The sequence below is a fragment of the Kibdelosporangium aridum genome (assembly GCF_900176515.1).
Lineage (GTDB): Bacteria > Actinomycetota > Actinomycetes > Mycobacteriales > Pseudonocardiaceae > Kibdelosporangium > Kibdelosporangium aridum.
In genome coordinates, this window is record NZ_FWXV01000008.1 from 430,834 (window position 1) to 448,856 (window position 18,023).

The following is an 18,023-nucleotide window of genomic DNA, read 5'->3' on the forward strand; positions in this document are numbered from 1 at the left end:
GTAAGTCAGGAAGAGTGCTCGCTGCCGTGTGGCCGTTATCCAGATCCCGCTTTGCGTACTGTTGGCAGGGACAGGCTTCATGGCGAGGTGCCAAGCACGGCGGTGGCATGGGCCGCGAGGGTGAGCCCCATGCCGTGGACGAGGGACACCGCTGCGTCTTGTCGCTGCCGCGCACCAGCCTCACCACGTAACTGGCGGACGGCTTCGGTGATCAGGAACATCCCGAGCATGCCCGGATGCGTGTACGAAAGGCCGCCGCCATTGGTGTTGAGCGCGAGCGAACCACCCGGTGCGATGGCGCCGTCCTCGACGTACCGGCCGCCTTCGCCTTTGGGACAGAAACCGAGATCCTCCAACAGGATCAACAGGCTGATGGTGAAGGCGTCGTAGACGTGCGCGGTGTCGATGTCGGCGTGGGTGATCCCAGCCATCCGCATGGCGCGTTCCGCGCTCCGGGTTGCTGCCTCAGTGGTGGTGAGGTCCGGCATCTGTGAGATGTTGCGGTGGTTCGAGGCCTCGCCGCTGCCGAGCAGATATACGGGCGGCTTGGCCAAGTCTCGGGCTCGGTCGGCTGAGGTGAGCACCACGGCCGCTCCGCCGTCGGTGACAAGGCAGCAGTCCAGTTTGTGCAATGGGCTGGCGATCAGTGCGGAGTCGAGCACATCGTCGACCGTCAATGGTTTCGGATACGGCGCGGCCGGGTTGAGCAGCGCCCAACTGCGGGCGGCCACAGCGATTTGGGCGAGTTGCTCACTGGTCGTGCCGTACTGGGCCATGTGCCGGTGCGCGATGAGACCGAAGCTCCCCACGGGATGCAGCAGGCCATACGGTTGCTCGTAGGCGAGCCAGTCGGCGTTGCTGACCAGTTTTCCACGATCGCTGCGCTGGGTGCTGCCGTAGCAGACCAGCGCGACGTCGCAGAGTCCTGCTTCGATGGCAGCGGCGGCGTGCCCGAGATGGGCGACGAAGGAGCAGCCGCCGAGCGCGGTCGAGTCGGTGAACCTCGGCTTGATCCCGAGGTGTTCGCTCATGGTCAAGGTCGGCATCGAGTAGTACGCCGACGTGGTGAACAGACCGTCCACATCGGACAATTTGAGTCCGGCGTCGTCGAGAGCGCGTTTCGAGGCGACCGCGGCCAGGCTGGCGGGTGAATGCCCCGTGGTCTGGAACGTGTCGACTTCGGCGATGCCCGCGATGGCGGTCTTTCCGCGAATGCTCACGTCGATTCCTTCACACGGCGGAAATGTGGCAGCGTGAGGTCGTGGTCCAGTTCGTGGAACACGACCTCGACGGGCATTCCCACGGCCACCTCGTCCACGTCGACAAGGTCGGCCAGCAGCCGGAATCCTTCGTCGAGATCGACGAGGGCGAGCGTCATCGGTGTCCTGTCGGCGAAGTACGGGTGGCCTGCCCGGTGCTGCACGGTGTAGCTGTACACCTTTCCCACACCGGCGGAGTCACGCAGCCGGAGACTTTCACTGCCGCAATGCGGGCACACGGCACGCAAGTAGAACACTGTCGACCCGCACGTGTCGCAGGTCTGGTACGTCAGTCGATTCTCCGTCGCGGCTTGGAAGTAGATCTGTTCCTCGCCGCGCGGAGCGGGTTTCGGTGGTGCCGGCGTGGTCATTTGATCGCCATCGGGTTGACGGGGGATCCGACCGCACGGCTGAACGGCAACGGCGGTGCGCAGAAGAAGAAGTCGTATTGCTTGTCTTCGGCGCAATCGTCGGCCAGGGTCTCCAGATCGAAGATCTCACCGATGTACAGACCCATGCCGACCAGCATGATGCAGTGCAGCGGCTGAAAGACGTCCGGCGTCTCGTTGGGCAGCACCTCCATGCCCCAGGTGTCGGTGGCAAGACCGGCGATCTGGTGATCGGCGACCCATGGCACGCTGGCAAGCCCCAACCCCGGAGCGTGCCCGCCCGCGTAATCTCCCCAGTTGCCACGCCGTGCCTGCAGTTGTCCGGTTCGGACAAGCACGAAATCGCCCGTGCCCACCTCGACGCCCTGACTGCTGGCACAGGCTTCGAGGTCATCAGCGGTGATCGCGTAGCCGGGTTCGAGCGCGTCGACGCCTTTCGCCCTGGCGACATCGAGCAGCACGCCGCGTCCCGCGATACGGTCCGCGGCCTGCGCGATGTCGTTGCGCGTCGCACCTTTGCTGGTGACGTCGGTGGGCGAGTAGCCGTTGTACATCTTGCCGTCGAACATGATGTGGGCCAACGCGTCCCACTGGGTGCCCGATTGCAGGGGCATGATGATCAGGTCGTCGGTGCCACGGCAGTACCGGTCGTTGCCGCCGTAGAAGTCGTCGACGATGGTGCCGGTGGCGATGTCGTTGCCGTCGCGGAACATCAGGTGCATCGGGTTGAACCTGCCCATGCCGCCGCGCTGGGGCCCGTTGGCGTCGAACGGCAGCGCGAGCGAGAACCGTTTGCCCGACTTGATGCTCGAAGCGGCGCGGATGACGAGATCCGGCGTGACGTGGTTGAGTGTGCCCACCTGATCGTCGGCGCCCCACCGGCCCCAGTTGCTGTACTTGGCGAACAGGGCGCGGACCGTCTCGACGTTCGGCGTGGTAACGGCGGTCATGCTTCCTCCGAGCTACGGGTTGGTCCGGTGGTCACGGACGAGGACAGACGGGTGGCGGCCTCGCCGATGTCGAAGCGTTCGCCGCGGGCGTAGTCGCCGCTGCGGAGCCGGTGTTTTTCGATCTTGGAGGTCGGGGTCATCGGAATCGCGGTGACGAACTCGATGTAACGGGGCACCTTGAAGCGGGCCAGGCGCCGCGTGCACCACTCGATGAGTTCGGCGGCGGTCGGTGTCTGGCCGGGCTGCGGGACGACGATCGCGCAGATGTCCTCGTCGAGCAGCTCGGACGGTACACCGATGACCGCGGATTGCCGGACGGCCGGATGGGCGTCGAGCGTCTGCTCGACTTCGAGGGAGGAGACGTTCTCGCCACGCCTGCGGATGATGTCCTTCACCCGGTCGACGAAGTAGAACCAGCCGTCCTCGTCCCGCCAGGCACTGTCCCCTGTGTACAGCCAGCCGTCGCGCAGTGCTTCCGCGGTGCGTTCGGGATCCTTGAAGTACCCGAGCATCATCGCGGCGTTCTTGACCACCAGCTCGCCCACTTGGCCGGGACCGAGGTCGTTGCCGTTCTTGTCGACGACACGTGCTTCGGTCTCGGGCACTGACGGGTCGGGGTGGTGCCGGGGCACGCCCATCGTGCCTGGTTTGCGTGGCACGTCGCGGGGTTCGAGCAGACCGAATGTCGTCTCGCTCATTCCGAATCCGGAAACGCAGTCCAGCTTGAAGCGCTGCTCGACCTGTTCGCGGACGTCCTGGGGGAGTGCCGGCACGCCGTACGCGACCCGCACTTCATTGTCCGCGTCGGACGGTGACGGCTCGCTCTTGCTCATGATGACGGCCATGGCGCCGATGAAGTTGAAGACGTTGACCCGGTGCCGACGCACCTCTGGCCAGAAACCGCTGGCGCTGAACCGCGGCGCGAGGACGATGGCGCCTTCCGCGCCGATCGCGCCCATGGTGGAGTACGCCTGCGAGTTGATGTGGAACAACGGCAGGCAGGCGTAGATCCGGTCGCCTTTGTTCATGCCCATCCAGTACGGATACGCCTGGCCGGTCAGGACGTAGTTGCGATGCGTCTGCATGACGCCCTTGGGCCGGCCTGTGGTGCCCGAGGTGTAGATGAGCGAGATGACATCGTCGCCTGCCAGGTCGACCGTGGCTCGTGGCGCACGATCGACCTGGGCCATGGCCTGGGTGAAATCGGTGAACCCGCTGTCGGCCGCGCCCAAGGTGGACAGTGCGCGCAGCGTCGGAGCGGAACGCTGGATCGTGGTGAAGAAGCCGGTGTGTCGCGGGTCGACGAGAGCGGCGACCGCTTCGGAGTGCTCGACCAGGTAACTGGCCTCGTCCAGCTTGAACCCGGTGTTGATCGCGACCAGGATCCCGCCGATCTTGGCAAGGCCGAGCCAGGCGTGCAGGAATCCGGGCGAGTTGTCGGCCATGAAGGCGACGCGATCCCCCTTGCGCACGCCCAGCTCCCGCCAGACCGCCGCAGCGGTGTCGACCTCGGCGACGAAGTCCGCGTAGGTCTGTTCCTCGTCCTGCCAGATCAGGAACGGCTGGTCCGGGTTGCGCGCGGCCGCTTCCTCCAGGAAGTCGCGGACGTTGAGTTTGTCGAGATCCACCACGCCTCCACGTGTCTCATCAACCAAGACTCTGTCTCGAAAATCGCACGAAGGCTCTCGCCATGTCAAGGCTCTAAGTGAGACACTGTCGTGCGTACGTTCTGGAGGGAAAGGAAGTCACGTGACAGTGGAGGACAGTGGCCCCGGCAATGGCCCCGCGGTGCGCGAGAGGTCGGACGACAACCGGGCCGGCCCAGGGCGCCCCAGTGTCCTTGACCGTGCGTTCGTGCTGCTTGAGCTGGTCGCGGCGCACGAAGAAGGGATCGGTGTCCGGGAGGCGGCACGGCAGACCGGGATCGACCGCAGCGCCGTCAGCCGGATCCTGGCCCAGCTGGAAGAACTCGGCTGGGTCGAGCAGACCGGCGACCGAGGGATGTACTCGACCGGGCACCGGCTGTTCTCGCTGGTGGCGGTGTTGCGCGACCGGGACAGCCTGTGGAACGCGGCGAAGCCGATCTTGCAAGAGCTCGTCGATCGGTACAACGAGTCGTGTTATCTGGCCGTCCGGCAGCACCACCGGCTGGTGTTCCGGGACAAGATCGACTGCGACCAGACCATCAGGTACGTGCTCGAACTGGGCAAGCCGTTCCGGCTGACCACCGGGGCCGCGGGCGCCGCGATTCTGGCCGGAATGCCGCAGAGCGAGGTCGAACTCGTCTTCGCCGAGGGCCTCGAGCGCTACACGCCGAACAGCATCACCGACGTCCGCGAGTACCGCGAGACGCTCGAGCGAGACCGGAAACTGGGCTACTCGGTCAGTCACGGACGCTGGGTGCGCAACGGCGCCGGTATCGCGGCGCCGTTCTTCGACGCGAGTGGATCGTGTGCTGGTGCGGTGACGCTGAGCCTTCCCGGATATCGGCTCGACATGTTGCCGATCGAGAAGGCTGGTCAGGCGGTCGCTGACGGCGCGAGGCGGCTGTCTCGGCGTCTCGGTTATCTCGGTACCGGAGAACGAACTGAATGAGACAGTGTCTTGACATTAGTCCGGGGGTTCCTGACACTACGGAGGCGCTTGAGACCTAGCCCGCACGATCGCGAGGGACTCGCCGTCCTGGGCCAGCCGAGCGGCTAACCACTTGCCCTGCTTGCCAGGAGGTGCGTCCATGACTGCGCCAACGCCGACGCCGTCACATCAGGAAGAGCCGCGTGCGATGCGTCGCATCGCGATAGCGGGCGTCGCGGCGACGACAGCCGAATGGCTGGACTTCTACGTCTACACAACGGCCGCGGCCCTGGTGCTCGGTCCGCTGTTCTTTCCGGCCCAGAACGCGGCTATCGGCACCATCGCCGCGTTCGGCACGCTCGCGGTCGGCTTCTTGGCCCGGCCGATCGGTGGGATCGTCGCCGGCCACCTCGGTGACCGCTGGGGCAGGCGTCCGACGTTGGTGCTCGCCATGGTGGTCATGGGTGCCGCGACCACGCTGATCGGAGTGCTGCCCACCTATGCCTCGGCGGGCGTGATCGCCCCGGTGCTGTTGGTGTTGCTGCGGCTCATCCAAGGACTGGCCGTCGGTGCGCAATGGGCTGGCGGCGCGCTGCTGCTGACCGAACACGCCCCCGTGCGGCGACGAGGTTTCTACGGCAGCCTCAGTCAGTTGGGCCCGTGCCTTGGTGCCGCACTGGCCAACGGCATCTTCCTGCTGTTGTCCGCCCTGTTGTCCGACGAGAACTTCCGGTCATGGGGTTGGCGACTGCCGTTTCTCGGCGGGTTCGTCGTTGTCCTGTTCGGCATGTACGTGCAGCGCCGGATCGAGGAAAGCCCTGTGTTCCTGCATCTGCAGGCTGCGAGCAGGGCCAAGCCCGCGGCTGTCCGGCCGCCTCTGGTCGAGGTGTTCAGAAGCCATAGCAAGGCAGTAGTCCAGGCCGCGGGCTCGTTCCTCGTCGGTAGCGCGGCGTACTACGCGCTCACCACCGGGATGGTCGACTACGCCAGCCGCGTGGTCGGACTGCCCCGCAGTACCGTGTTGGCGCTGGTGATGGGCGCCGGTTTCGTCCAGGTCATCACTCTTCCGCTGTTCGGTCTGCTCAGTGACCACATCGGACGGAAGAAACTGTTCCTTGCCGGGACCGCTGCCATGGCGATCTGGGTGTTCCCGGTGTTCCTGTTGGCCGATACGGGCAACAAGTGGCTGCTCGGCCTCGGCCTGGTGATCGCGTACGTGATCCATTCCTCGATGTACGGTCCGCTCGCCGCGATGTTCGTCGAGATGTTCCCCGCGGAGGTGCGCTTCTCCGGCGCGAGCCTGGGGTACCAGATCGCTTCGGTGGTCGCGGGCGGGTTCGCGCCGACGATCATGGCGGCATTGGTGCTGGCGACCGGTCAAAGCTGGCCGGTGGCCGCCTACCTCGCCGTATTGGCGGTGATCAGTTTCGTCACCGTCCGCACGATCTCCGAGGCCTTCCGGCGTGACCTCTTCGCCTCCGGTTCCCCGAAACAGCCTGTTGACGTGGCACCGCAAGGGATCCCGAACGAGTAGAAGGAGAACCCCTATGGGGCAGCAAGAAACAACCGCGGTCACGGCGTCCGCCGACGGCCGGGCCCGGCTGATCGGCCCATACAGCAAAATCGCCGACACCGCCGCGGATCTGGTTTTCATCGGCGGCATCACCCCGCACCTTCCCTCAGGCGTGCTCGTCCGGTCGTTCGACCAGGTCACGGCCGACGGCACGAGTGTCTGGCACGACCAGATGCTGATCGACGTGCCTGAGGAGCCGGCTGCGGCACAGGCGTACTACGTCTTCGAAGAACTCGTTGCGGTGCTTGACAGTTACGGCCTTGACATCCGGTCGCTCGCGCGGCTGCGGTTGTTCGTCTCCGAGCGGGAGAACATCGCTGTCGTCAACCGTGTCGTGCAGGACTGCCTTGCCGGGCATCGGCCTGCGATCAGCGTGGTTCTGGTGTCCAGCAGCGGGTTGGACGAGAAGATCGAGGTCTACCTCGATGCCGTCGCGTACACCGGTGATGGGGGAGTCGAAGTCGTCGATGCCGGAGACGGGAGCACCGCGGTACGTGCCGGCGACTACGTCTTCGTCCCCAACACCACTGGCACCGAGCCGTTGCCGGCGCCGTCCCGGCTCGGCCAGTTGCCGGACGACCTCGCCGCCCTGCAGTTCAGCACTCCCAAGGGAGCTGAGGTGCTGCAGCAGTCGTGGACCCTGTTCCAACGGATGGACGCGGCACTCGAGGCGGCCGGTGGTGGCATCGAGGACGTGCTGAAGGTCAACGGTTGGCTGGCCGATTCGATGCGCAATTACGGCCCTGCGGTGCTCGTGCGGCACGCATTGTCGAAGCAGAACGAGAAGCGGCTGGTGGCCAGTACCGGTCTGAGTATCGGCGGACTTGCCGACCGGGCAGCGCATATCGGGTACGAAAGCGTCGCCTATGCGCCACGCAGCCGCGGTGGGGCGAAGGAAGTCCGGTTGCCGCAAGCGGACATCGCCCGCTTCTACGTCGGTGCCGTCCAAGGCGGCGACTTGGTGTTCACCTCTGGTGAGGTTCCCATCGACGGAGCCAACCGGCGACTGGTCGACAGCAACGCGGGCCTGTCCGGCGAAGGCCGCCGCTTGTCCTTCGGACACGTGGAAACAGACACCGGGATGCGGGCGAGGGCTTGGTACGTCTACCAGCTGCACACCGAGTACCTCAAGGCGTACGGCCTCGACCTGACTGACGTGATCCACCAGACCGTGTACCTGAAGGACGCGAGCGAGATGGCGACGGTCGAACGAGTGGGCACGATGTTCTTCGGGCCGATCCTGCCACCGACCACCTTCGTGCCGATCGTCGACACGTCGCCGTTCCGCGAGGCGTCGATCGAGATCGAAGTCGTGGCCAGGCAACGATGACGCGAGCATCCGGCTCGAGCAGCGAAGAAGAGGGTGGATGATCGTGTCCAGTGAAGTGAAGGCGCCAGCCGGTGCGGCGATCGGATACGACGTCACCACGTTGACACCGCACCAGAACTACAAGTTGCTGTGCGGCAGCGTTGTGCCACGCCCAATCGCATGGGTGTCCTGCCGATCGCCGGAGGGTATGTCCAACATCGCGCCGTTCAGCTTCTTCAACATCGTGTGTTCCGACCCGCCGATGCTGGCGTTCTCGGTGTCGAAGCCGTTGGTGCCCGGTAAGTCCGTCAAGGACACGTTGGCGTTTGTCCGGCAGAGCCGTGAGTTCGTGGTGAACATCCCCTCGGCGGAGTTGATCGACGAACTCGTCCTCACCTCGATCGAGTACGAGCCGGAAGTCGACGAGTTCGTGGCCGCCGGACTCACCGCGGTGCCGTGCCAACGAGTCGCGGCATCGCGTATTGGCGAAGCGCCGGTGAGCTTCGAGTGCGTCCTGCACTCGGCCATAGATCTCGGTGCCAGCACATTGGTGCTGGGCAGGGTCGTCTACGCGCACTTCCGTGACGGGCTGGTGGCCGACGACTGCAAGCCGGACCCGCGGAAGCTGCGTCCACTCGGTCGCATGCCCGGACCGAGGTTCAGCACTGAGATGAACGTTGTCCTGCGGGCAGCGTCACTGGCCGATCCGGACGCGGGCATCCACTCGAGCGTCGTGTGGCACAGGGATGAATCGTGTTGAGGTCACGGCGAGTACCTGGGGCGACAAGGAACCAGTCCAAGCGCGCAGCCCTTGGCAGCCTGGTGGGCACCACGATCGAGTGGTACGACTTCTTCATCTACGGCCAGGCCGCGGCGCTCGTCTTCGACAAGCTGTACTTTCCGGGTCTCGACCCGTCGACCGCCACGCTGGTGTCACTCGCGACGCTCGGTATCGGGTTCGTGGCACGGCCAGTCGGTGGCGTGTTGTTCGGCCACTTCGGTGACCGGGTAGGCCGCAAGAGCGTCCTGATCAGCACCCTGCTCCTGATGGGCGTCGCGACCATGCTCGTCGGTGCGCTGCCTACAACAGCCACGATCGGGATATGGGCACCGATCCTGCTCGTGCTGCTCCGCTTGGTGCAGGGCATCGCCGTCGGCGGCGAATGGGGCGGCGCGGTGTTGATGGCAGTGGAACATGCACCATCCGGGCGTCGAGGCTTGTACGGGAGCCTTCCGCAGATGGGCATTCCGCTGGGCCTGATCTCGTCGGCCGGTGTCTTCGCTCTGCTGTCCGGCACCATGTCCGACGAGGCGTTCCTCGCCTGGGGATGGCGCATCGCGTTCCTGGCCAGCGTCGTGGTCGTAGCCATCGGGTTGTTCATCCGGCTCGGCATTGAGGAATCGCCGTCATTCGCACGGGTGAAGCAACGGTCGGAGCAGGCGCGAGTGCCGATCTTCGAGGTTCTCAAGCATGCCAAGCGAACCACCTTGCTCACGATCGGCAGCCAGGCGCTGGTGAACATCACGTTCTACGTCACCACTGTGTACGTGCTGACGTACGCGCGCGACACGGCAGGCATATCACGTACCGAGAGCCTGGTCGCGTTGCTGATTGCGGCGACGCTCGATCTGATAGCCATCCCGTTGTGGGCAGCGCTATCGGACCGGGTCGGGCGACGCGCTGTCTTCCTCGACGGTGCCATATGCGCGGCCATATTGGCGTATCCGATGTTCTGGCTCGTCGACACCGGCGGCTTCGGGGAAATGACGGTCGCGATCAGCTTGATGCTCGTGTGTGGACAGGCGCCGATGTACGCGACGCTGGCGTCGTTCCTCTCCGAGCAGTTCGACGTCCGGATGCGGTACAGCGCGATCTCCTTGAGCTACCAGCTCGCCGGTGCGTTGTGGGCCGGGCCGGCGCCTCTCGTCGCGGCGGCCTTGGTCGCGGCGACCGGTAGCGTCGGAATTCTGGTCGGCATCATGTTCTGTGCGCTCGGGTTGACCGCGGTTTGTGTGCGCGGGTTGAAGGAGACATACCGCAGCCGGCTCGACGAAACGCAACAGCCGGTGGCTGACCGATGAGTGTCGTTGCCAGAAGCGTACGACCAGCAGGGGCAGGCTGAAAACGGATTAATGCACCAGACTTGCCATGTGCCCTTCCCGCTCCGCCCATCGCACTGTACGGGAGCGCGAGTCGGCACGTGACCCTGGAAGGAGTGGACGATGAGCTTCGTCACCATCAATCCGGCCACCGGTGAGCTCGTCACCGAATTTCCCCTGCAGTCAGATGACGAAGTCTTCGCGGCGCTGGAGACGGCAGACAAACGCTACCGTGAGGACTGGAAGTTCCGCCCGGTCGCGGAACGCGCGCGGATCGTCGGCCGTGCCGCTGAGATCCTGCGATCCAAACGGGACGAATACGCGCGGTACCTCACCTTGGAAATGGGTAAGGTCGCCCGGTTCGCGTACGTGGAAGTCGATCTTGTCGCCGACATCCTTGACTACTACGCCGAAAACGGGGAGCGGTTCCTCGCTGACGTACCGCTGCCGGACGAGCCTGGTGCGACGGTGATCGCCGAACCTGTCGGCGTGGTTCTGGCCATCGAACCGTGGAACTTCCCGTACTACCAGCTGGCCCGCGTCGTCGCGGCCCAGCTCGTCGCGGGCAACGTGGTCATGCTGAAACACGCCGAGAGTGTGCCGCAGTGTGCGCTCGCCTTCGCCCGGCTGTTCGAGGAAGCTGGTTCTCCTGAAGGCGTTTACACGAATCTGTTCTGCAGCATCGAGCAGATTGCCAAGCTGGTGGACGATTTCCGCGTCCGTGGTGTGACGTTGACCGGCAGTGAGCGGGCCGGGGCAGCGGTCGGCGAACGCGCCGGGCGCAACCTCAAGAAGGTGGTACTGGAATTGGGTGGCAGCGACCCCGCTCTCATCCTGCCAGGGGCGCCTCTTGACCACGCGGTCGAGCAGGTCGTGATGGGACGGACGTTCAACTCGGGCCAGGGATGCGTCAACATCAAGCGCGTCATCGTTGTCGGCCGGCAGCGAGGCGAGCAGATGCTGGCCGCGCTGGCGGAACGGTTCGCGGCAATCAAGGTGGGCGACCCCACGGACGAGACAACGCTGCTCGGCCCTGTGGCCAGCGAACGCGCATTGAACGGACTGCTCAAGCAGATCGCGGAAGCCGAAGCAGGGGGAGCGCGAATCGTCCACGGCGGCAAGCGCGTCGACCGCGCCGGGTTTTACCTTGAGCCGACCATTGTCACCGACATCGCGCCGGACAATCCGTTGTTCCAGCAAGAGGCGTTCGGCCCAGTGCTGTCCTTCTATGTTGTGGACAGTGAACAAGAAGCGATCGAACTGGCCAACGCCACCCGATACGGCCTCGGGGCATACGTCTTCGACGCGGATATCAAGCACGCCAAGGAGATCGCGTCCCGGATCGAGTCGGGAATGGTCTACATCAACACGTGCTTCATCGACTCACCGCGGCTTCCCTTCGGTGGAGTCAAGAATTCCGGGTTCGGGCGTGAACTGTCCGAATTGGGCATCGGCGAATTCCTCAACCGCAAGCTGGTACGCGTGTCCTCGGTGGAGACTGCGAACTGAGCAGCGGCCACGCCGCCTCGAATGCGTCAACCGAGGAAGTCACGCAGCGCGGCGTGGGTCTCGCCAGGGGCCTCCTCCGCGATGAAATGCCCGGCCGGCAGGCCCATTCCACGCACGTCGTTCGCGTACTCCCGCCACACGTCGAGCACGTTGTAGTGGTGGCCGACCAGGCCGCGATCACCCCAGAGAACCAGTGTCGGACAAGTGATCTTCGCTGCTGTCAGGGCGGTGGCATCGTCGTGCTCGAGGTCGACGGTGGCCGCGGCGCGGTAGTCGGCGCAGGAGGCGGCAATGGTTGCCGGGTCGGAGAAACACCGTGAATACTCGGCTCGGGCACCCGGGTCGAAGTCGTTCCCACCTGACATACGCAGTATGGCGGAACTCAACCAGAACTCGGGATCGGCGCCGATCAGCTTCTCCGGCACACCGCCGCCGACCGACAGGAAAAACCAGTGAAAGTAGCCGCTGGCCGTATCACGGTCGATGTTTCGCAGCACGTGTCGTGTCGGCACAATGTCGAGAACAGCCAACCGTGTGACGACGGCCGGGAAGTCCAAGGCGAGGCGGTGCGAGACGCGGCCCCGCGATCGTGACCGACGAGCGCGAAACGATCGAAGCCGAGCCTGGCCATCAGGCCGACTTGGTCAGCGGCCATGGCACGCTTGGCGTAGTTGTCGCTTGACGCGGTGGGTTCGGGCTTGGCACTGTCGCCGTAGCCGCGCAAGTCGGCGAGCACCACGGTGAACCGTTCGGCCAGCGGCGGAGCGATGTGGTGCCACATCAGGTGAGTTTGCGGATAACCGTGCAGCATCAGCAGCGGAGGCCCCTCGCCTGCGACGGCGCAGTTGATCATTATTCCGTCGACGTCGATTCGCTCGGTGCGGAATTTCTCGGGCAATGGCACGCTCATCAGCCGAAGCATGGCTCAGCGGTCCAGTTCTAGCCTGTCCCTGCCGGTAGTACTCACGCCGGACGTACGCAAACCAGGGTTCTGGCTGACGCCGCGCGGCTACAGCAGCATGGCAGATCACCGCGTACGAGGGATGGGACTGCGATCAGTTATGTCCACATACGACTGGACCTGCATGGTCAACGGCGAGGAAGTCCGGCTGGCGTTGGACCCACGGGAGTCGCTGCTTGACGTGCTTCGTGAGCGATTCCTGTTGACCGGTACGAAGAAAGGATGCGACCAGGGCCACTGTGGAGCCTGCACGGTTCATGTGGAGGGCCGCCGGGTGGTGTCCTGTCTGACGCTCGCGCTTCAGGTTGACGGCCGAGCCGTCACCACCATCGAAGGTGTCACCGGCGAAAACGGCGCCCTGCACCCATTGCAGCAGTCGTTCATCGACAATGACGCGTTGCAGTGCGGTTTCTGCACACCCGGTCAGATCATGTCCGGCATCGCATGCATCGCCGAGGGCCACGCCACGTCTGACGACGAGATCCGCGAATACATGAGCGGCAACCTCTGCCGCTGCGGGGCTTACCGAAGCATCGTGGCAGCGGTGCGGCAGGTCGCGGACGAGGCCTGAAACGATGCACGCATTTACCTACCTCGCACCGAGAAGCATCGACGCCACAGTGGACGCGCTGCGTACCGCGCAGCCCGGCACCAAGATCCTCGCCGGCGGCACCACGCTGTACGACCTGATGAAGCTCGACATCGAGACCCCACCCGCGGTCATCGATGTGTCGGGGCTCGCCGAACTGCGCGGAATTGACGTCCGCGAACAGGAACTGGTTCTGGGTGCAGGCGCACGCATGGCTGACGTGGCCGATCATCCGGCGATCCGCACCGACTACCCTGCTTTGTCCGAGTCACTGTGGCGCGCCGCGTCCCAGCAGCTGCGCAATATGGCCACCATCGGCGGGAACCTGCTACAGCGCACACGTTGTACGTACTTCCGCAGCGGCCCTGAGATCCCTTGCAACAAGCGCGCCCCGGGCAGCGGTTGCGCGGCCATCGGCGGTCACGACCGCGGTCACGCGCTGCTCGGTGGCAGCGATGCGTGCATCGCCACGTACCCCGGTGATTTCGCCGTCGCGCTGATCGCGTTCGACGCCATCGTGGACGTCGTCGGGCCACACGGGGAACGCAGTGTGCCGATCGCCGAACTACACCTCGGCCCAGGCGACGACCCGACGCACGAACACGTGCTCACTCCCGATGAACTCATTGTCCGCATCCGTATACCCGTGACCCGGGCCGGGCGCGGATCCACGTATCTCAAGATCCGTGACCGCGAGTCCTACGCGTTCGCCATCGCCTCCGCCGCGGTCGGCCTGATCTTCGACGCGGACGGCCTGGTCGACGAATGCCGGATCGCGCTGGGCGGCGTCGCCACCCGGCCGTGGCGGGCCGCCGAAGCCGAACGCACCTTGATCGGTCAGCGGCTGACGCCGAGCACCGCTCGACACGCCGGGGAGATCGCGTTCGAGGCGGCGTGCCCCAGTGCCGCCAACAGATTCCGCATCGAACTGGGCATCCGCACGGTCGTCGATGCGCTGTTCACTGCCGGAAAGCGAGCCACCGCATGACAGCCATGGAGACCCGCCGTGTCGACGCTTACGAGAAGGTCACCGGGCGCGCCCGATACACCGCCGACCGCGTCCCCGAAAACGTGGTGTACGCGGCCTTCGCCACTGCCAGGATCGGCAAAGGACGCATCGCTGGCATTGACACGTCCGCCGCTGAAGCCGTACCCGGCACCCGGTTGGTGATCACCAAGTTCGGTGCGGACGAACTGCGTGACGTCGGGTTCGTCCTGGCTGGGGGGCACGCGGCGCAAAGCCTGCAACCGCTGCGCGACAACCGTGTCGCGTATCGCGGCCAGCCGATCGCGCTGGTCCTCGCCGACAACCCGATCGCAGCGACCGAAGCGGCACAGGCGATCACGGCTGTGTACGAGCCGGAGCCGTTCGCGGTGAAGATCGACGCCGACGGCGCCGAAACGCTGATGCAGGAACAGGCGATTCCGCTGCCGTTCCTGGCCGACATCAAGGTCGGCGACGCGGACGCGGCGTTGCAGGAGAGCCCGGTGCGGATCAACAGCACCTACGAACACCCCGCACAGCACGCGGCGCCGATCGAACCTTTCACGAGCGTCGTGCGCTGGGACGGCGACAAACTGATCGTCAACGACAGCACCCAGAACGCGAACGCGGTACGGTTCGGCCTAGCCACTCAACTCGGCATCGACCCGGCAGGCGTGGAAGTCATCTCGTCGCACATCGGCGGCGGGTTCGGCACCAAGAACGCGATGTACGGCCACCTCGGGCCGATCGCCATCGCCGCACGCAGGCTTGGCAGGCCGGTGAAGATGGTGCTGCCCCGGCCGCAGAACTTCCACACCGGCAATTTCCGCCCCGCCTCCGTCCACACCGTGCGGCTCGGCGCGGACGAGAACGGCAGGCTGCTCGCCGCGGTCCACGAGGTCGATCAGCAGACTTCCTGGCACGACTTGTTTCCCTCCGACGCCACCACCGCGACGTCCCGGCTTTATGCGACGCCCACGTTCCGCGGCAGGCAACGCCTGGTGCGAACCGATGTACCGACTCCTGGGTTCATGAGGGCGCCGTTCGAGAGCCCGGCCGTGTTCGCGTTCGAGTCCGCAATGGACGAACTCGCGTACGCGACCGGCCGCGACCCGGTGCAGCTACGGCTGGCCAATGACGCGACCGTCGACCCGGTCACCGGCCTGCCGTTCTCCAGCAGGCACCTGGCTGAGTGCCTGCGGCGCGGTGCGGCCCGATTCGGTTGGGACCAACGCGATCCACAGCCCGGTTCGATGATCGCCGATGACGGTTCGATCGTTGGCTGGGGCGTGGCGGCCGGGTGCTATCCGGCCAGCATCGTGCCGATCGTGGCGCACCTCTCCGCGACGGCCGACGGCGCGATCATCGTCGCTGTCGGCGGGCATGAGATGGGCCAAGGCATTCGCACAGCCGTCGCATTGCTCGTCGCACACGAACTCGGCGTGCCAGTGGACAACGTGACCGTGCACGTCGGCGATACCCGGGTGGCGCCGCAGCCGTTCACCGCCGGTTCCTGGGGCACATCGAGTGCGCTGCCCGCCGTCCGGGCCGCCATCGCCGAGCTGTGCAAAACCCTTGGGGTTACCGGCGACGTGCCGGCCGCGGTGCGGGCCACGGGCAAATCGGTGGTGACGGTCTCGGCGAGTACGCTCGCGCCTGGTCAGACCGAGGAGAGCCTAGAACAGGTCAAGGGTGGTCATCTTGCCATCGGCGGACCAGTCTTCCCCGAGTTCGTCGCCTTCAGTTGGGCCGCGCACTTCGTCGAGGTCCGGGTCGAACCGACCACTCGACGTATCCGGGTGCCCCGAGTGGTCAGCGTGGTCGACTGCGGCCGCGTGGCCAGTCCGACCACCGCGGCCAGCCAGGTCCGCGGCGCCGTGGTGTGGGGAGTCGGTGCGGCACTACGCGAGGAAAGCGTTGCGGACGAACAGTTCGGTGGGTTCCTGACCACGACGCTCGAGGAATACACCGTGCCGGTCAACGCGGACATCGGCGAGATCGAGGTCGACTTCATCGACGAACCCGACCTGCGGTTCAACCCGGTCGGCGTGAAGGGCCTTGGCGAGGTCAGCTTGGTCGGCGTGGCTCCGGCCATCGCCAACGCCGTGTACCACGCGACCGGCCGACGGATGCGCCGGCTGCCGATCCGCGTGGAGCACGTCCTCTGAAACCAGGCCCGCCCGCACTCACCGCACTCGCCGTTCGCGCCGGAGGGGATCTGAATGAGTTCTCGCGCCCGTGGCCGTACGCACTACCTGTACCTCGCTGTGATCGCTGCCGTGGTGCTGGGTGCCGTGGTCGGACTGGTCTGGCCAGGGGTCGGCAAGCAGCTCGCACCGCTGGGGACCGGGTTCGTGAACCTGATCAAAATGATGATCGCGCCAGTCATCTTCTGCACGATCGTGGTCGGTATCGGATCGGTCGCGAACGCGGCGAAGGTCGGCAAGGTGGGCGTCACGGCGTTGGTCTACTTCCTGGTGATGTCGACGTTCTCGCTCGCTCTGGGGCTCGTGGTCGGCAACCTCCTGCACCCGGGTTCCGGGCTGCACCTGAACCCCACCGACGTGTCCACAGTGCACAAGCAGGCAAGCGGTGCCGAAGGCGGCGTGGCCTTCCTGTTGGGGATCATCCCGACGTCGCTCATGTCGGCGTTCACCGAGGGACACGTGCTGCAGACGCTGCTCGTGGCGCTGCTGACGGGCTTCGCGTTGCAGAAACTGGGCCACCCCGGTCTCGCGATCCGCCGTGGGATCGAACACGTGCAGCGGCTGGTGTTCCGCATCCTGTCGATGATCCTCTGGGCCGCGCCGGTGGGCGCGTTCGGCGCGATCGCTGCCGTCGTTGGCGCGACGGGGTGGAACGCCTTGCATAGTCTGCTGACGATCATGCTCGGCTTCTACCTGACATGCCTGGTGTTCGTGTTCGGCGTGCTGGGGCCCGTGCTGCGATTCGCGGCCGGGGTGAGCATCTTCAAGCTGCTCAAGTACTTCGGGCAGGAGTTCCTGCTGATCCTGTCGACGTCGTCGTCGGAAACGGTGCTGCCGCGGCTGATCGCCAAGATGGAGCACCTGGGGGTCAGCAAGCCAGTGGTCGGCATCGCCGTGCCAACGGGCTACTCGTTCAACCTCGACGGCACGGCCATCTACCTGACGATGTCGACGCTGTTCATCGCCACGGCCCAAGGCTCGCCGCTGAGCGTGGAATCCCAGATCTCCCTGCTGCTGTTCATGATCATCTCGTCGAAGGGCGGCGCGGGCGTCAGCGGCGCGGGGCTCGCCACCTTGGCGGGCAGCCTGCAGTCGCACCGCCCGGACCTCGTCGACGGCATCGGCCTCATCGTCGGGATCGACCGGTTCATGTCCGAGGCCCGCGCCTTGACCAGCTTCGCGGGCAACGCCGTTGCGACCGTCCTCATCGGATCGTGGATGAAGGAGTTCGACCACGCCAAGGCCCGGGCGGTGTTCGCGGGTACGGCCCCGTTTGACGAGCTGTCACTGACCGGCTCGGCTCAGGAAATGGCAAATGCTTCCAAAGAGGACTGATGTGTGCGCAATCGGGGTCTCACATTGCAGGGGCAGGAGCAAACGTGGAGCACGGGCGCGGGGCAGTCAGGCTGTTTTAGCTCGGTGAACCTGGCTGACGTGATCATTCAGCATGTCCGGCACCGGGATCGCCGAGCCATCGAGCACGTCGACCGGGTGCAGCATGACCGGTACGGTGCTCGCTTCGGGGATCTTGTCGGTATTCCACTGCGCGCTACCGTAGAGCTGGTCGGTGTCACCCGTTGCCATGCAAGGTTTGAATCGGGTGAACATTGACCTGTCT

17 protein-coding genes are annotated in these 18,023 nt (G+C 65.4%); 10 read left to right on the forward strand and 7 right to left on the reverse strand.

Annotation, left to right across the window (positions count from 1 at the left end):
• Positions 1-77: 77 nt before the first annotated feature.
• Genes B9C43_RS37745 through B9C43_RS37760 form a run of 4 tightly spaced genes read right to left on the reverse strand, consistent with a single transcriptional unit; the run spans position 78 to position 4,226 of the window.
• Positions 78-1,220: an acetyl-CoA acetyltransferase gene (locus B9C43_RS37745; protein WP_084431701.1), complete on the reverse strand. Its 1,143-nt coding sequence runs from the start codon at positions 1,218-1,220 to the stop codon at positions 78-80.
• Positions 1,217-1,630 (reverse strand): Zn-ribbon domain-containing OB-fold protein, encoded by a 414-nt coding sequence (locus B9C43_RS37750; RefSeq protein WP_084431702.1) that lies wholly within the window; start codon positions 1,628-1,630, stop codon positions 1,217-1,219. Before B9C43_RS37750 ends, B9C43_RS37745 begins: the two co-directional genes overlap by 4 nt.
• Positions 1,627-2,598 carry a cyclase family protein gene (locus B9C43_RS37755; RefSeq protein WP_084431703.1) on the reverse strand — a complete coding sequence of 324 codons (972 nt, stop codon included), beginning with the start codon at positions 2,596-2,598 and terminating at the stop codon, positions 1,627-1,629. The genes B9C43_RS37750 and B9C43_RS37755 overlap by 4 nt, the downstream gene beginning before the upstream one ends.
• Positions 2,595-4,226 (reverse strand): AMP-binding protein, encoded by a 1,632-nt coding sequence (locus tag B9C43_RS37760; protein WP_160096967.1) that lies wholly within the window; start codon positions 4,224-4,226, stop codon positions 2,595-2,597. The genes B9C43_RS37755 and B9C43_RS37760 overlap by 4 nt, the downstream gene beginning before the upstream one ends.
• 121 nt (positions 4,227-4,347) lie before the next feature.
• Here B9C43_RS37760 and B9C43_RS37770 point away from each other — a divergent pair, with 121 nt between their 5' ends.
• The 6 genes from B9C43_RS37770 (at position 4,348) to B9C43_RS37795 (ending at position 11,663) form a co-directional block, all read left to right on the forward strand.
• Complete coding sequence (locus B9C43_RS37770) at positions 4,348-5,193, forward strand: IclR family transcriptional regulator (RefSeq protein ID WP_143446878.1); 846 nt, start codon at positions 4,348-4,350, stop codon at positions 5,191-5,193.
• A 139-nt stretch (positions 5,194-5,332) separates the two neighbouring features.
• Positions 5,333-6,706, forward strand: coding sequence for an MFS transporter (locus tag B9C43_RS37775; protein ID WP_084431705.1), 1,374 nt, complete (start codon positions 5,333-5,335; stop codon positions 6,704-6,706).
• Between the two features lie 13 nt (positions 6,707-6,719).
• The gene (locus B9C43_RS37780) at positions 6,720-8,075 is read left to right on the forward strand and encodes a RidA family protein (protein WP_084431707.1); all 1,356 of its coding nucleotides are present in this window, start codon (positions 6,720-6,722) and stop codon (positions 8,073-8,075) included.
• A 43-nt stretch (positions 8,076-8,118) separates the two neighbouring features.
• Positions 8,119-8,814: a flavin reductase family protein gene (locus tag B9C43_RS37785; protein WP_160096969.1), complete on the forward strand. Its 696-nt coding sequence runs from the start codon at positions 8,119-8,121 to the stop codon at positions 8,812-8,814.
• Positions 8,808-10,136, forward strand: coding sequence for an MFS transporter (locus tag B9C43_RS37790; RefSeq protein WP_160096971.1), 1,329 nt, complete (start codon positions 8,808-8,810; stop codon positions 10,134-10,136). The genes B9C43_RS37785 and B9C43_RS37790 overlap by 7 nt, the downstream gene beginning before the upstream one ends.
• Before the next feature lie 141 nt (positions 10,137-10,277).
• Positions 10,278-11,663 carry an NAD-dependent succinate-semialdehyde dehydrogenase gene (locus B9C43_RS37795; protein ID WP_084431713.1) on the forward strand — a complete coding sequence of 462 codons (1,386 nt, stop codon included), beginning with the start codon at positions 10,278-10,280 and terminating at the stop codon, positions 11,661-11,663.
• Positions 11,664-11,689: 26 nt separating this feature from the next.
• Here the strand turns inward: B9C43_RS37795 and B9C43_RS58905 are convergent, their stop codons facing one another.
• Together B9C43_RS58905 and B9C43_RS58910 are read right to left on the reverse strand one after the other, a co-directional pair.
• The gene (locus B9C43_RS58905) at positions 11,690-12,028 is read right to left on the reverse strand and encodes an alpha/beta fold hydrolase (RefSeq protein ID WP_235039079.1); all 339 of its coding nucleotides are present in this window, start codon (positions 12,026-12,028) and stop codon (positions 11,690-11,692) included.
• A gap of 44 nt (positions 12,029-12,072) precedes the next feature.
• Entirely contained in the window at positions 12,073-12,573 is a 501-nt protein-coding gene (locus B9C43_RS58910) for an alpha/beta fold hydrolase (RefSeq protein WP_235039080.1), read from the reverse strand.
• A 151-nt stretch (positions 12,574-12,724) separates the two neighbouring features.
• Between B9C43_RS58910 and B9C43_RS37805 the strand changes: the two genes are divergently transcribed.
• From B9C43_RS37805 to B9C43_RS37820, 4 genes are read left to right on the forward strand one after another with little or no spacing between them, the layout of a single operon-like run.
• Positions 12,725-13,195, forward strand: a complete 471-nt coding sequence (locus tag B9C43_RS37805) for a (2Fe-2S)-binding protein (RefSeq protein WP_084431718.1) — start codon at positions 12,725-12,727, stop codon at positions 13,193-13,195.
• A 4-nt stretch (positions 13,196-13,199) separates the two neighbouring features.
• Positions 13,200-14,201: an FAD binding domain-containing protein gene (locus tag B9C43_RS37810; RefSeq protein ID WP_084431719.1), complete on the forward strand. Its 1,002-nt coding sequence runs from the start codon at positions 13,200-13,202 to the stop codon at positions 14,199-14,201.
• Positions 14,198-16,366: a xanthine dehydrogenase family protein molybdopterin-binding subunit gene (locus B9C43_RS37815; protein WP_084431720.1), complete on the forward strand. Its 2,169-nt coding sequence runs from the start codon at positions 14,198-14,200 to the stop codon at positions 16,364-16,366. The genes B9C43_RS37810 and B9C43_RS37815 overlap by 4 nt, the downstream gene beginning before the upstream one ends.
• 54 nt (positions 16,367-16,420) lie before the next feature.
• Complete coding sequence (locus B9C43_RS37820) at positions 16,421-17,740, forward strand: cation:dicarboxylate symporter family transporter (protein WP_084431721.1); 1,320 nt, start codon at positions 16,421-16,423, stop codon at positions 17,738-17,740.
• A 66-nt stretch (positions 17,741-17,806) separates the two neighbouring features.
• Here the strand turns inward: B9C43_RS37820 and B9C43_RS37825 are convergent, their stop codons facing one another.
• The gene (locus B9C43_RS37825; RefSeq protein ID WP_033392021.1) at positions 17,807-17,989 is read right to left on the reverse strand and encodes a hypothetical protein; all 183 of its coding nucleotides are present in this window, start codon (positions 17,987-17,989) and stop codon (positions 17,807-17,809) included.
• Between the last annotated feature and the right edge of the window lie 34 nt (positions 17,990-18,023).

Coding starts and splice junctions, on each gene's coding strand:
- B9C43_RS37750 (WP_084431702.1), bottom strand. CDS start 1,630: ATGACCACGCCGGCACCACCGAAACCCGCTCCGCGCGGCGAGGAACAG.
- B9C43_RS37755 (WP_084431703.1), bottom strand. CDS start 2,598: ATGACCGCCGTTACCACGCCGAACGTCGAGACGGTCCGCGCCCTGTTC.
- B9C43_RS37775 (WP_084431705.1), top strand. CDS start 5,333: ATGACTGCGCCAACGCCGACGCCGTCACATCAGGAAGAGCCGCGTGCG.
- B9C43_RS37780 (WP_084431707.1), top strand. CDS start 6,720: ATGGGGCAGCAAGAAACAACCGCGGTCACGGCGTCCGCCGACGGCCGG.
- B9C43_RS37795 (WP_084431713.1), top strand. CDS start 10,278: ATGAGCTTCGTCACCATCAATCCGGCCACCGGTGAGCTCGTCACCGAA.
- B9C43_RS58905 (WP_235039079.1), bottom strand. CDS start 12,028: ATGTCAGGTGGGAACGACTTCGACCCGGGTGCCCGAGCCGAGTATTCA.
- B9C43_RS58910 (WP_235039080.1), bottom strand. CDS start 12,573: ATGAGCGTGCCATTGCCCGAGAAATTCCGCACCGAGCGAATCGACGTC.
- B9C43_RS37805 (WP_084431718.1), top strand. CDS start 12,725: ATGTCCACATACGACTGGACCTGCATGGTCAACGGCGAGGAAGTCCGG.
- B9C43_RS37810 (WP_084431719.1), top strand. CDS start 13,200: ATGCACGCATTTACCTACCTCGCACCGAGAAGCATCGACGCCACAGTG.
- B9C43_RS37815 (WP_084431720.1), top strand. CDS start 14,198: ATGACAGCCATGGAGACCCGCCGTGTCGACGCTTACGAGAAGGTCACC.
- B9C43_RS37820 (WP_084431721.1), top strand. CDS start 16,421: ATGAGTTCTCGCGCCCGTGGCCGTACGCACTACCTGTACCTCGCTGTG.
- B9C43_RS37825 (WP_033392021.1), bottom strand. CDS start 17,989: ATGGCAACGGGTGACACCGACCAGCTCTACGGTAGCGCGCAGTGGAAT.